We start from the raw sequence: 13,487 nt of genomic DNA on the forward strand, positions 1-13,487 counted from the left end.
CCAGAAAGACGATCTGGTCGATCGGCCCGGCATGTACGCACCGCGAGGTGTTTAGTGGACGGGTACGAATCAGTCGAGGTCTTGACCTCACAGGATGAAATAAATCATTTAATACTTGCAAAGCTTCTGTGTAGTTTTCAGGGTACAAACAAAAAAACTCCTGCTTGCGCGGGAGTTTTTTTCTTATTGCGATCTGCAACGATCTGCAGTTGTTAACAAAGTTTTTTGTTTGGTGATTGCGACCATTGATGACCCCAGAGTATCAAGCGACTCTCTGGGGTCTTTCTTTTTTATATTGTAAAGTCATTTATAAGCTATTTATAAGCTGTCTATACTTAATTATTTATTTATCGAATAAAGCTTCAGCTAAAGTTTGCAGTAACTGTGCTAAAACGAAGGGCTTAGAAATGTAACATTGGAAGCCCATAGCCAGTAGTTCTTGTTTTTGTTCTGTTGATATATCCGATGTAATCGCAACGATCGGGATATGGTTAGTTTCATCAAAATTACGCAATTGACGTAACACATCGGTACCGTTCATATCGGGTAGACGAAGATCGGTCAAGATGAGGTCAGGGTGTTCACAACAGGCTTTTTCAATGCCGGACAGACCATCCTCAGCAGTAAGTAAGCGGATATTTCGGTAACGGGCAAGTATTTGCCCCATCAGTTCACGGTCTGTAGTCGTATCTTCAATGTAGAGTATCGTTTTAGTTTGATCCTGGAAAAGACGAGTGTTGTCGAAGGAGTTTTTAGCCGATACCGCCAAGACTTCTGTTGCAGAAGGATGGGCTTCCGGCAAATCGATATAGAAGCAGCTACCGTCTCCAAGGCGACTGACAACACCGATAGTACCGTTCATTTGCTGAATAAGTTTCTGACTGATTGTCAAACCAATACCAGTACCCTGGATGGTCGTTCGTTCGGCACCTAACCGCTCAAAAGGTCGGAATAAGTTTTCCATTTGTGCAGGATCAATACCAATACCTGTGTCTTCAACGCAAATACGCACGATTGTGTTGTCACGTTGTTCACATCGTATGGTGACCGTACCGCCGGGACGATTATACTTGATCGCGTTAGAACCGAGGTTAACCAGAACTTGTTTGAGGCGGGTAGCATCGGCATAAAGGTGCAGATCAGGTACAGGTTGAATGACTTTTAATTGTACCTTAGCCGTATTCGGCTGTGCATCTAAAATACTCATCACCTCTTGAAAAACCGGGCCAAGCTGGATCTCTTTAAGTTCAACGGTAATTTTTCCGGCTTCAATACGAGCCAGATCAAGAATGTCATTGATGAGGGAAAGTAGATGCCAACCGGCATTGATGATGTGATCGTTAAAGAGGGCATTATCTTCGCGTGAAAGCATCATCGATGGATCATCCAGCATGGTTTTGATCAACTGGGAGTAGCCCAAGATCGCATTAAGCGGGGTGCGCAGTTCATGGCTCATGTTAGAGAGAAATTCTGATTTGACGCGATTGGACTGTTGAAGTGCCTGTTCCATTTCTTTACGATCGGTGATATCGGTTACGAAGGTGGCTTTTTGAGGTTGCCCGTCGGCATCATGGATGAGGGCAGCGTCAGCCAAGATCGTAATGAGCTTTCCTGATTTATTGACCACAGACCATTCTCCGCGGATCTCTGAACCATAATGAATAAAGCGCTCATGTAAGTTACAAAGAAGTTGTCTGGATTCAGGGGGGACAACGACCGTGAAATGCTGACCGACTAACTCGTCCGCTGTATAGCCATAAATGCGACAATAGGCGGGATTGACGGCCAGAAAATAGCCTGCTTCATCAGTGATGCATACTCCGACAGGTGTATGTTCAATAATCCGGCTCAACCGTAATTCCTGTGAGGATAAGGCCGGATGCACGGCTGTAGACAACGAAGAATTCAAACCAATATTCCTTTCTTGCCGTAAGAGCAGGTGTCGTACAAGTGTGATTGTGGTTTTTCTTATTGCTCTTAACATATAATTGATAATTCTATGATATCGATTATAGCTATAGTTTTCAACATTATATTAAAAATTAGTGTATTATTTATTGATTCTCTCTTAATCAAACAAAAGACCAGCATGGAGGTTCTGCCCCCATGCTGGTCTTTTTGTGTTATCGCAGTGCAGCTTGTTTGGCTTCAATCGTAGCGACTTGCTTCTTGAGCCGTTCCAGCTTTGAACGCTTCCGCCATTGGATGAAGTCATCGATAAGGGTGTAGAAAACAGGGATAACAACCAGCGTGAATATGGTTGATGTGATTAAACCACCGATAATGACGACAGCCATCCCGGAACGAATTTCTGTTCCTTCTGTAAGGGCCGCAGCCACGGGAAGCATACCGAAGATCATCGTAAAGGTTGTCATCATAATCGGCCGTAACCGCGTTTTGCCGGCCTCGACCAGGCACTCTCGCAATGTTTTTCCGCCGCGCTCCATCAGCGTATTGGTGTAGTCAATCAGCAATGTGCCGTTTTTGGCAACCAGACCATCCATCATGATGATGCCAATGCCGGAGAAGAGGTTGATGGTCTTACCGGTGATGGCTAAAGCGATCAGTCCGCCGATGATCCCCAGCGGCAGTGACATCATCCGGATCATCGGTGTGAGATAACTTTCATAGAGGACGGCCAGCACGATGTAGACAAGGGTAATCGATAAGAGGAAGGCGGAAATGAGCTGCACTCCTGTTTCCTGCATATCTTCACTTGTGCCGGCTTGTTTGATGGAATAGCCAGGCGGCAGTTGCAGTTGCGCCAACCGTTGGGTAAGGTCTGCGTTAAATTGGCTTTGCGGAATTTCTTTACGAATGTTGCCGGAGACGGTAATCGTTCGTTGTCGATCGATACGGCGGATCTCGGTAGGACCGCTGCCATTTTTCATCTCCGTGATCAAGCCGAGTGGAACTTGCATGCCCGAAGCGGTCGCCACGGTGATTTGTTTTAATTCTTCCATCGAGGTTTTGCTGACACCTTGCAGCCGGACAAGGATATTCACGTCGTCGTCACCGGCTCGGTACGATGTGGCCGTGTCGCCGGTGATCGATGCTCGGAGGGTTCGCGAAATGTCGTCAACAGAGATGCCGTAGGTGGCTGCTCGCTGACGATCAACGGTGACTTGAATTTCCGGTTGACCAAGACGGAAATTGGTGTCCACTTCGATGGCACCGGGCGTCGAAGCAGCAATAGTTTTTACTTGCTCGGCTAAGGCTTGGAGGCGGTTGTTATCAGGGCCGGAGACCTCCAACTGGATAGCGGTACCGCCGGGACCACCGCCGGATTCGGATTCAATCACCCGGATCTGGCCTTGTTTAAAGGTTTTGCCATAGTTGCGAAGCTGATCACCGATTTCCCACATGGAGCGGGAACGTTCGGTTTTGGAGTACAATTGCACCCCGATCGTTGCCTTATTAGAACCGGCCGTTGCGCCCATGCCGCCGGAACTACCGACGCTGCTCTGAAAGTATTTGACCTCCGGAATGGTTTTGATATAAGCTTCGATTTCCCGGACGGCCGTATCGGTAACGGCAACGGGTGTTCCATTGGGCATCTCTAACGAAACACTGATTGATCCTTGGTCTGATTTGGGCATGAACTCAAAGCCGACCAATCCTAGCGGTATCAGCATCAGGCTGGCAATAAAGCCAGCTACAGCGGCAGTGAGTACCGTTTTGCGATGATTCAGTGACCAGTCGAGTGATTTTAGATAGGAGGAACTGGCCCGATCGCCGATCATTTCTGTGAAAGCCCAGAATCGAGAAGTGTAGGGTGACAATTTCTTCATCAGCAAGCCAGCCAACGAAGCTTCGCGTTTTTTGGCTTTCAGTCGACCGGTCTCGGGATCTTTCTCCATGTAAAAACGGTGCGACAGCATCGGTGTCAATGTAAAGGAGATGAAGAGAGAGAACAACGTGGCGATGACGACAGTTAAGCCAAACTGACGGAAAAACTGACCGATCATGCCGCCCATGAAGGCGATCGGGGCAAAGATAACCACGTCGGAAAGCGTAATGGCGATGGCGGCCATGCCGATTTCCGAACGCCCTTCTAACACTGCGTCAAGAGCGGATTTGCCCATCGCTCGGTGGCGGTGAATGTTCTCCAATACGACGATGGAGTCGTCGACAAGAATACCGATACAAAGAGCCATCCCCATGAGGGACATCATGTTGAAGCTAAAGTCGGCAAAGTACATGCCGGTCAGCGTGGCAATCAGCGATGTGGGAATGGCAATGATGACGGTGGTCATGGAACGCCAATCGCGTAAGAAGATAAACAAGCATAGGGCGGTGGAAATAATACCTTCCAGAATCGATGAACGAGTCCCATTTAACGATTTATGGACGTAATCGGAAAAATCCTGGGAGATGATGACTTCCACGTCTGGAGGCAGTTCCTTTTGGATCGCCGGCAAGGCAGCCTTCACGGCATCACCGATGTCGACAATGCTGGCGTCACTTTGTTTAAAAACGGCCACGGCGATGGACGGTTCTCCGTTCAAGCGGCTGAAGGTGCGCATCTCTTTGTAGTCGTCACGAATCGTTGCGATGTTTTTCAAGGAGATGCTTTTCCCGTCACTTAAAGGGATTTGAATATCTTCGATTTCTTTGACTGATTTAAATTCACCCATAACGCGGATGTTATATTCGCGGTCAGGCCGGTCAAGGCGGCCGCTGGGTTGGTTTAAGTTTTCGTTTTCCAGGCGTCGGACGACGGTGTTGATCGATAAGCCGTATCCTTCTAGTCGGGATTTGTCAATGTCTATCTGGATTTGTCGTTCTTTACCACCAACTAAGGTGGCGTCAGTTACACCGCTGACTTTCAGTAATCGTTCTTTGACGATGTCATCGGCCAGTTGATAGGTTTCTTCCAGTGAACGACTGCCCTTCACAGCTAAGTTGATGACCGGGGCCGAGTTCATATCCATCTTCACGACCACGGGATCTTCGGCATCTTCCGGTAAGCGATCCTTGATGGCATCCACTTTTTTCTGTACATCGATGGCCGCTTGGTCCGCGTTGGCCGAAAGTTCGAACTCCAGAATCACCAAACCCATGCCTTCGGAAGCTTGGGAGATGGTGGACTTGAGCTTGCTGATCGAAGAAACGGCCGATTCGACGGGTTTTAAGATCTGCGTCTCTACCTCTTCGGCGCCGGCACCGGGATAGGCAACGCGTACGGTAATATAGGGAATGTTGACGTTGGGATACAGATCGACACCGATCATGCGGTAGCTGTATAATCCTAATACCATGAACATGAGAACAATCATGGTCATGGCCACGGGTCGCTTCACAGCAAAACTAGTGAGGCTCATTGCTCAGGCGCTCCTTTCGGGGTTCATTACTGGGCCGATCCTGATGTGCCCGTTGGGCTGCCTGTGGACGGGGCATTGGCCGCGGTCGAGGTGGTTGTAGCCGAAGTCGATGGAGCGGCAGGTTCTTGTAGGGCTACCGCCATGCCGTCCGCTAAGCCGTTCAGTCCGCTCATGATCACTTGGTCTGTATCGGTGATCCCCTCGGTGATTTCGGTCCGTTTACCGTCGGAGATGCCGGGGGTCACTTTCTTTTCGACGGCTTTACCATCGCGGTAGAGGTAGATCATCGGCGTTCCGTTGCGCTCGATGATCGCTTGGGCATCGACGGTCAACACATCGGTTTTTTGATTGGTGTTGATTTGGAATTCAGCAAACATACCGGGTTTGAGTATGTAGTCAGGGTTGTTGATGCGGATCCACACCGGATAGATTTTGGTTTTTTCATCGGCCGAGGGGCTGATCTTGCTGACTTGACCTTTGAAGGTTTCCGTTCCGGCAGCCGTGATCTTTACATCTACTTCTTGGCCCGGTTTTACGTAGTTAATCTCTTGTTCGGTCAAATTGGCTTTGACTTCGACGGCGCTTACATTGACAAGGGTGAAGGCCGGCGTACTGTTTGATACATATTCACCGACGTTGGCGGTACGCGCAGCGATAATACCTGATGCCGGTGCCCGTAAAACGGTATCGTTTAAGGCAACTTCAATTTGACGAATCTGGGCTTTGCTTTGGTTGATGATAGCTTGGGATGAAGCGATGTTGGCTTGATCGGCGGCGATCCGTTTTTCGGCGGTTTCGTAAGCGCTTTTGGCGTTTTCAAAGTCCAGTGTCGTTGCGGCACCGGCTTCGTGCAGTGATTTGGTTCGTTCATAATTGCGCCGGGCGTCATCCAGCGCGATTTGATCCATCTGCATGGTCAAACGTGCTTTTTCCAGGTTAGCTTCGTTTAGGGCCAGATTGGATTGGGCCGAATCAAGCTGAGCTTGAATATCTTGATTGTCTAATTCCATGAGAATTTGGCCGGCTTGAACCCTCTGTCCGACTTCGCCATTGATCCGGGCGACCTTGCCGTTTCCTTTGGGGACCAAGTTCATCTGCTCTTGCGCTTCTAAGGTGCCGTTGAAGGTGAGGCGGTTAGAGAGGGTGGCCCGCTGAACAGGGGCAATAGAAACCGATTGCACGGTTGCTTCGACGGCCGGTGCCTGGCTTTTGTTGCCGCAGGCCGTTCCTGTGGTCATGAGGGTTAAGGCCAGAAGCCCGATTCCGATTTGCTTTTTCAACGCTGGTTCCTCCTTGTGTTGAGTGCACGTATGATTGTGATTGTATTGAAAAACTTTTTTCTCCAAGGGCGGTAGGGTTGACAATTGCCGCCGCTCTGCCTACTATTATTTTAGAAACTAAGATAATAATCAGCTAAGATACTTAGATGGTATGGGAAGTGTATGAGAATGTCAAGAGCGTTACGAGAAAAAGAGCAACCCCTGATCGAACTGCTGAACCAAATCGATGGTTTTTTTTATTGTTTTCGTCAAGCGATCAAAAATATTGAGCCGGACATGCATCTGGCGGAGGGACAGATTCTTCTTTTGTATGTGTTATGGAAAAATGGTCCCTACAAAGCCACGGAGATATCCAATGAGTTATGCGTTACGTCCGGTGCGGTCACGGGAATGACCGATAAATTGTTTGGTATGGGTCTGTTAAACCGGGAGCGTTCCGATATCGATCGGCGGGTCGTGATGCTATCGTTGACGGACAAAGGGATGGAACTGATTCGGGGGGTGCATCAACGGCGACTGGAGCTGCTTAAAGAACCGTTGCAGATACTGGAAGCCACAGAGTTAGTGCAACTTAGTGATATGTTTCGCAAGCTTAATGCGTACTTTGCCCAATCGGGAATGCCGTCGGGTAAAATGATGAATGAATCAAAACATAATCCGGAAGTTACCAATCAGTTATAAAAAAAACCTGCCGGCATCAATGCGGCAGGTTTTTATTTGCGTTAACGAACTTTTTTATTGAAGTCTTTGAGCACATATTGGTCGATTTTATCCCGGTACTGGATGCAACGGGCCAGACTTTGTCCTTCTTTGTTTTGACGCAGCACTTTTTCTAAATAGCGCAGTGATGGGGTGGTATCAATACCATTCTTGCTTGGCATGATCATTACCTCTCAATCCATTGTTTTACCAATCACTGCCGGAATCTTTGACTTCAATATTGACTCCTTTGTAAAACCCTTTTCTTACTTTGTTGCCGCATTATTATGAGGGATTTTGCACTTGAATCATTATTTGGTGTGAATCATCCAATAGCGCGATGTGTGCATAATAAAATTGTCAATTTTCACAACTTGATTCGTGGCGATCAGGTTGTTTTTTCTTTTGCTATGGATTCGATATACTGCTATTTCCGGCAACCTTGAATATTATAATTTTATATCAAAAAGCTCTATTCGGCAATCACTGGTTTTCCGGTTTTTTGACTCGGATTTTTTAAAAGCAGAACCAGCGGGAAAAGGACCAGGCAGAGTAAGGCAAAGGCGAAGAAAACATCGGCCATCGCCCAAGTCGTTGCATGGAGTTGTACCTGACCGTACATAATCCCCAGCATGGCCGGCTGAACGAGGGATGTATCTCCTGCTGACGCGAGCATGCCGGTGGTTAGGTCCCGCATTAATGACCAGCTTGGCGAGAATACATCTAACCCTTCGACCAAGCGATGGGTGTGAAAAACCTGCCGATTTTCCAGCAACGTTGTGGTCAAGGCGATACCAAAGGAGCCGATGACGGCCCGGACAAGGTTATTCAATGTGGAAGCGGCACCGGATTTTAATTGAGGAACAGAAGCTAAACAGGCGGTGTTGATAGGCATAAAGGTGAAGCCCATACCGATACCACGGATGATTAACCAGGTGTTGATGACGGACTCGGGCGTATCGACGGTTACGGTATGCATCGCATAGGTCGAAAGGAAAATCAGCGGGATCCCGATCATGGCCATGGGGCGAACGCCCACTTTGTCATAGAGTTTGCCGGCAATGGGCATCATGAAGCCCATCGCCAGTGCTTGTGGCATGAGGATCATCCCGGTCTGAATGGCCGAGTACCCTCGGAGATTTTGAAGGTAAATGGGCCACAAAAGAATCGCTCCGAGCAAAATAATGTACATACCGCTGGCAATGATTACCGTGTACGTAAACTGGCTGTTTTGGAACAGACGCAGATCAAGCATGGGGGAAGGATGGTTCAGTTCAATGACAATCAGCAGGGCCAGCATCGCTGTTGCGGTGACCAAAAGCATGATAATGCTATAGCTGGTCCAGCCCCAATCTTGCCCTTTAGCTAACGCTAAAAGATAAAGAAAGGCACTGCCCGATGCTAAAAATAGTCCCCAGAAGTCAAAATGAGAAGAGGGCTTTTTCGGCGTCTCGGGAAGCAGCGATTGACATAGGCTGAACCCCAAGAGGCCGAGGGGAATATTGATCATAAACAGCCAGCGCCAACTGTAAGCTTCAACGATCAATCCGCCCAAGGTGGGGCCGATCGACGGGGCCACAGCGACCGACAAACCGTATATGCCCATGGCCATGCCCATTTTTTCTTTCGGCACGAAATGAAACATCAGTGCCATGCTGGCAGGCATAATCAGACCACCACCCAGGGCCTGAATGACCCGGAAGGCGACTAAACTGCTGTTACTCCAAGCTAACCCACAGAGCAGTGAGCCGATCGTAAAGGCAGCCAGGGAGTAGGCGTAGGTGTTACGGTAGCCATAAGTATCACCGAGGTAGGACATGATCGGGATCACTGCGCCGGAGACCAGCATGTACGATGTCAGGATCCATTCGATCTCTTTGGTATCGACACTGAAAAGAACCATTAGTTTCGGTAAGGCTACGTTTAAAATCGATGTATCCAATACGGCCATGAACGTTCCTATAACGACGACGAGTGTTACCAGAAGTACACCGGGATGCTTACTATTCTCGCCCATTACGCGCCCTCCTTTAATTTGATTTTGACAAAGGCGCTTGTACCGGGTATGAGTTGTACATCAGGTACCTTAATCTTGGCAATGACAAGTTGCTCTTCGATGGCTTGCTGGCGGACCGGCGTCAATGAGATGATGGGCCAGGTGACTTGCTCGGTATTCCGGTTGAGTTCCGTGACAATGCCAGGGTAAAGGGTGCTTTCGGTTGTATCGAATTGGATATCCACGGTCTGGCCTACTTGAACAAAGCGACTTTCTTTTTCTTTTAATCGCGCTTCCACATAGGTAGAGGAAAGATCAGCCACAACGGCCAGGGGTTGTCCGGCGGTTACCACTTCGCGCTCATGGACGGCAAGGCGAAGCACGGTGCCGGAGAGGGGGACGGTAACCGGAATACGCACCTTCGCCTGGTTAGGTCCGGAACTGCCTTCGATGACGGCCATGATTTCATCTATGGCGACCGGCGCATTTTCCTTGGTAGTTACTTCAATGATGCGTCCTGTGATCGGGGAGCGGGCAATGGCTGTGTCCACTTTTACTCGGGCATCATCGGTCTCCACATAATTGAAATAACCATAGCCATAGTACGCTGAGACTGCCAAGGTAGTAAGAAGATAGAGCGCGCTGATGAGGATGAGGAGCTTTTTTGCTTTCATCCGCTTATTCCTCGGTAGCAATCTTAGCGATTACGTTCATACCGGGAAGAATGCGCAAGCCCTGGTCGTCAAGAAGTTTAATCTTAATCGGAATCCGTTGGGTAACTTTGATGAAGTTGCCCGACACATTGCTGGTGGGCAAGACGGCAAAAACACTGTCGGCGGCAAAGCCTACTTGTTCCACAACCCCGGATAATTTTTTGCCGGGAAAAGCGTCAACCTTGAGTTGCACCGGCGCGCCAACGGTGATCCGGTTGATCTTGGTCTCTTCGATACGCGCAGTTACATAGAGGTGCTTGTAATCGGCGAGCAAAAACAGCCGTTGGCCAGGGGATACCAGTTCGCCGTCGTTGACCATCTTTTTCATCACTTGTCCCGTCCCGGGGGCGCGGACAAGGGCGCTGTCACGGTTTTGTAAGGTAGTATTTTTTTCTTCGAGACGAACCATGGTCTCGCCGGCCTGCACCAGGTCACCTTCTTTGACGCGGATTTCCATCACTCGACCGGCAATCTCCGGTCCGACTTTGATCATATCAGCGTCGATGCGGGCGTCATCGGTCGTGACATAACGGACGGAGTCAATATAGCTGTAACCGCCATAGCTAAGTAAAGCGGCAAGGAGAACTCCGCCAACGGAGAGGGCGATTTTTTTCTTCACTGTACTGTGCCCCTTTCCGCAATGACTTGAATCGCGTCACCGTCTTGGAGTTGGTCTTGGCCGACGGTGATGAGCTTGTCGCCGACGTTTAAGCCGCTCAGAATCTCCACCAAGCTGCCGTCGGAACGACCGGTAGTGACGGGGCGACTGCTGGCCGTAGTACCGTCAGTAACCATGACAACATAATCGAGGCCGCGCTTGACGAGTGCGTTTTTAGGAATGCTTAAGCCTTTGTGGGTATCCGGCAGGGTGGCTTCGGCATACATCCCTGATTTCCAGGCGTCAGAGGGGGGGAGGCTAAGTTTGACCGGATATTCTTTGCTGGCGCTGTTGACCATGGGACTGACAGCGATGACTTTGGCTTCAAAAGTTGTAGATGCCACTTGATCGATGCGCACCTTCATGGTTTGGCCAACTTGGATGTGATTGATATATTCTTCAGGTACGCTGACTTCCACAACGGGTGCACTGCTGACGACAGTGAACAGAACCGTGGGAGATGGGGAGGTGGCGGCGATTTCCCCAATATGAATGTTTTTGTTGGCGATCCGACCGGTTACCGGCGCCGTGATCACTGTATTTTCTAGATCAAGGCGGGCTTTATCGGCGATCGCGTTCATCTGGGCCACGGTGGCACGTAGGTTTTCCAGCGTTTCAGCAGTAGCTCCCTCGGTAATCAAACTTTGCTGTTGCAGCAATTGGTCATAGGTGGTTTGGGCTTGTGTCAAAGCTAACTGTACGGTCTCAAGTTGATTTTTGGTGGTGGCACCGGCGTCAAAAAGAGACTGGGTACGTTCCAAGTTGGCTTTGGCATTTTCTAAAGCGGCCGCGGCTGCTTTAATTTTTTCATCAAGCTGTTGGCGCTCTTGGGGGCGGGCACCCTTTTGGGCATCAGCGAAACGAGCTTGGGCGCCTCTGACGTTGGCTTCCGCTTGGGCTAAGGCGATGCGATAGTCCCGGTCATCGATGTAAACAAGCGGTTGCCCGGCCTGTACTTCTTGGCCAACGTCACAAAGAACGTTGACTACCCTGCCGCTGACTTTAGCCATGACGGCCGTTTCGGTGTCGCCCATCACTCGTCCGGCGACGATGGGGGATTTGTTTACACTTTGGTCACTGACGGCTTCCACAACGACTTTCGGTCGATGGCTGCCGGTGCTTCCTCCGGAACATCCTGTAACGACGAGGGAAGTTGCGATGAGCGAAGCAAAAGCGAGCAAGGGGAGTCGCTTGTACTGCCTTACGTTGATAAAATTATGTTGTTTAGACATGAGTGCCCTCCTGTTGCCAACTACGAAGGAATAAATTTACGCTATTGAGGACGAATGTTTCATCGATGTCCGGCAAATTATCCATTTTCAGGAGTTCCTTATGAAAGTAGGCCATAAAAAAGTGGCCGAAAAAGATCTGCACGGCAACGGCAGTATCGATCGCTCCTAACTGGCCGGTGTGGATCTTTTTATCTAAATAAGCCTGCATCATTTGTCGATTCTGGCTGATCATATCGGCATAGATGGTGCCGATTTCATGATTATGTACGCTCTCGCTGATGAAGATGGAGACAAGCATGCCTGCTTCACGAATGACTTTAAGAAAACCTTGAGCAACGAGAAAAAGTCCTTTCTCAATCGGCAGTTCGTCGATATCATTCAGCAACGTCGCTAAGATTGATGTAAATGCTCGTTCTTGAACGGCTTGCCGAAATAGATCTTCTTTGTTTTTGAAGTAATGATAGATGGTACCTACGGTAACATTGCATTTTTCAGCGATCAATTTTATGGTGGCTCCTTCATATCCACGCTGGCTGGCCAGTTCAATGGCAGCATCCATGAACTGTTGACGTCGTTCAGAACTGGGGCTGTGACAGTTCCGCATCGAGTTCTCCTCCCAAGTAAACGTTCATTCAATGAAAATTATTTTTCCATAGGCATAAAGCTTTGTCAATCAGTAACCTTCAACCTGCTTATAAAAAAAAGTATGACTGATTTTTTAATTTACCTGTTGACTTTTATCAATGACGTGGTTAAAATAAGAATCCGTCAGCACCAAGTACGGAGCAGTGGTGTAGAGGCCTAACATGCCAGCCTGTCACGCTGGAGATCGCGGGTTCGAATCCCGTCTGCTCCGCCATCTTATTCCTCGATAGCTCAACGGTAGAGCACTCGGCTGTTAACCGATAGGTTGTAGGTTCGAATCCTACTCGAGGAGCCATTTCGGGGTGTAGCTCAGTTTGGTGGAGCGCCTGCCTTGGGAGCAGGAGGCCGCACGTTCAAGTCGTGTCACCCCGACCATGTCTGCAAAGCTGACTTTTATTTGCGGGTGTAGCTTAATGGTAAAGCCCTAGCCTTCCAAGCTAGTGACGTGGGTTCGATTCCCATCACCCGCTCCATTTGAAAATTAAAAATGCGCCCGTAGCTCAGCTGGATAGAGTAATTGACTACGAATCAAGAGGTCAGGGGTTCGAATCCCTTCGGGCGCGCCATGCGGGAATAGCTCAGCGGTAGAGCATCGCCTTGCCAAGGCGAGGGTCGCGAGTTCGAATCTCGTTTCCCGCTCCATTCTCTTTACATTGAACCGTCGGGTTTTTATGGATTAGCAAGTTGAAGCTGAAAGATTGCTTGAAGAATTGTCTGTTCAAAAAATACTGCTTCAGGTTGAATAATTGCTTAAAAATACCGGTTGATTCAAAAAGTAAAACGTGATAAGATACTTTTCGTGCCGCAAAAACGGTACAACATGTGCTTAAACAATGAGCACAACTTGGTCCTTGAAAATCAAACAGTTGAAAAAGCGTGATAACCTTTTAATTTATGAATTCCAGTTAGTAAGTAAACGAGCTTGACTCGAACACTTCAT

General features: G+C 48.8%; 10 protein-coding genes, 6 tRNA genes and 1 rRNA gene. 8 read left to right on the plus strand and 9 right to left on the minus strand.

What is annotated here, in order from left to right:
• Positions 1–89 (plus strand): 23S ribosomal RNA (locus tag EDD73_RS14010); the annotation flags it as partial.
• Between the two features lie 254 nt (positions 90–343).
• On the opposite strand, the gene EDD73_RS14015 is transcribed toward EDD73_RS14010, so the two are convergent.
• The 3 genes from EDD73_RS14015 to EDD73_RS14025 form a co-directional block, all read right to left on the minus strand.
• Positions 344–1,909: a PAS domain-containing hybrid sensor histidine kinase/response regulator gene (locus EDD73_RS14015; RefSeq protein ID WP_165876537.1), complete on the minus strand. Its 1,566-nt coding sequence runs from the start codon at positions 1,907–1,909 to the stop codon at positions 344–346.
• A 214-nt stretch (positions 1,910–2,123) separates the two neighbouring features.
• A complete protein-coding gene (locus EDD73_RS14020; RefSeq protein ID WP_131920977.1) occupies positions 2,124–5,324 on the minus strand; it encodes an efflux RND transporter permease subunit in 3,201 nt (1,066 codons plus the stop codon).
• A 26-nt stretch (positions 5,325–5,350) separates the two neighbouring features.
• On the minus strand, positions 5,351–6,604 hold the full coding sequence (locus EDD73_RS14025; protein WP_131920979.1) for an efflux RND transporter periplasmic adaptor subunit: 1,254 nt from the start codon (positions 6,602–6,604) through the stop codon (positions 5,351–5,353).
• 168 nt (positions 6,605–6,772) lie between these two features.
• On the opposite strand from EDD73_RS14025, the gene EDD73_RS14030 reads away from it, so the two are divergent.
• Positions 6,773–7,285 carry a MarR family winged helix-turn-helix transcriptional regulator gene (locus EDD73_RS14030; RefSeq protein ID WP_165876538.1) on the plus strand — a complete coding sequence of 171 codons (513 nt, stop codon included), beginning with the start codon at positions 6,773–6,775 and terminating at the stop codon, positions 7,283–7,285.
• A 41-nt stretch (positions 7,286–7,326) separates the two neighbouring features.
• Here the strand turns inward: EDD73_RS14030 and EDD73_RS14980 are convergent, their stop codons facing one another.
• The 6 genes from EDD73_RS14980 to EDD73_RS14055 all read right to left on the minus strand — a co-directional run bounded on the left by EDD73_RS14980 (position 7,327) and on the right by EDD73_RS14055 (position 12,506).
• A complete protein-coding gene (locus EDD73_RS14980; RefSeq protein WP_165876539.1) occupies positions 7,327–7,485 on the minus strand; it encodes a hypothetical protein in 159 nt (52 codons plus the stop codon).
• 290 nt (positions 7,486–7,775) lie between these two features.
• On the minus strand, positions 7,776–9,320 hold the full coding sequence (locus EDD73_RS14035; protein ID WP_131920983.1) for a DHA2 family efflux MFS transporter permease subunit: 1,545 nt from the start codon (positions 9,318–9,320) through the stop codon (positions 7,776–7,778).
• Positions 9,320–9,973 carry an HlyD family efflux transporter periplasmic adaptor subunit gene (locus EDD73_RS14040; RefSeq protein WP_131920985.1) on the minus strand — a complete coding sequence of 218 codons (654 nt, stop codon included), beginning with the start codon at positions 9,971–9,973 and terminating at the stop codon, positions 9,320–9,322. The genes EDD73_RS14035 and EDD73_RS14040 overlap by 1 nt, the downstream gene beginning before the upstream one ends.
• 4 nt (positions 9,974–9,977) lie before the next feature.
• A complete protein-coding gene (locus EDD73_RS14045) occupies positions 9,978–10,631 on the minus strand; it encodes an HlyD family secretion protein (RefSeq protein WP_131920987.1) in 654 nt (217 codons plus the stop codon).
• Positions 10,628–11,902 (minus strand): efflux RND transporter periplasmic adaptor subunit, encoded by a 1,275-nt coding sequence (locus tag EDD73_RS14050; RefSeq protein ID WP_131920989.1) that lies wholly within the window; start codon positions 11,900–11,902, stop codon positions 10,628–10,630. The genes EDD73_RS14045 and EDD73_RS14050 overlap by 4 nt, the downstream gene beginning before the upstream one ends.
• Entirely contained in the window at positions 11,895–12,506 is a 612-nt protein-coding gene (locus EDD73_RS14055; RefSeq protein WP_131920991.1) for a TetR/AcrR family transcriptional regulator, read from the minus strand. Before EDD73_RS14055 ends, EDD73_RS14050 begins: the two co-directional genes overlap by 8 nt.
• Before the next feature lie 178 nt (positions 12,507–12,684).
• Here EDD73_RS14055 and EDD73_RS14060 point away from each other — a divergent pair.
• The 6 genes from EDD73_RS14060 (at position 12,685) to EDD73_RS14085 (ending at position 13,189) form a co-directional block, all read left to right on the plus strand.
• A tRNA-Asp gene (locus tag EDD73_RS14060) sits at positions 12,685–12,761 on the plus strand.
• 6 nt (positions 12,762–12,767) lie between these two features.
• A tRNA-Asn gene (locus EDD73_RS14065) sits at positions 12,768–12,842 on the plus strand.
• Between the two features lie 3 nt (positions 12,843–12,845).
• Positions 12,846–12,922, plus strand: a tRNA-Pro gene (locus tag EDD73_RS14070).
• A 24-nt stretch (positions 12,923–12,946) separates the two neighbouring features.
• Positions 12,947–13,020, plus strand: a tRNA-Gly gene (locus EDD73_RS14075).
• A 16-nt stretch (positions 13,021–13,036) separates the two neighbouring features.
• A tRNA-Arg gene (locus EDD73_RS14080) sits at positions 13,037–13,113 on the plus strand.
• Position 13,114: 1 nt separating this feature from the next.
• Positions 13,115–13,189 (plus strand) — tRNA-Gly (locus EDD73_RS14085).
• The last annotated feature ends 298 nt before the right edge of the window (positions 13,190–13,487 follow it).

Source organism: Heliophilum fasciatum (assembly GCF_004341395.1).
Taxonomy (GTDB): Bacteria; Bacillota; Desulfitobacteriia; order Heliobacteriales; family Heliobacteriaceae; genus Heliophilum; species Heliophilum fasciatum.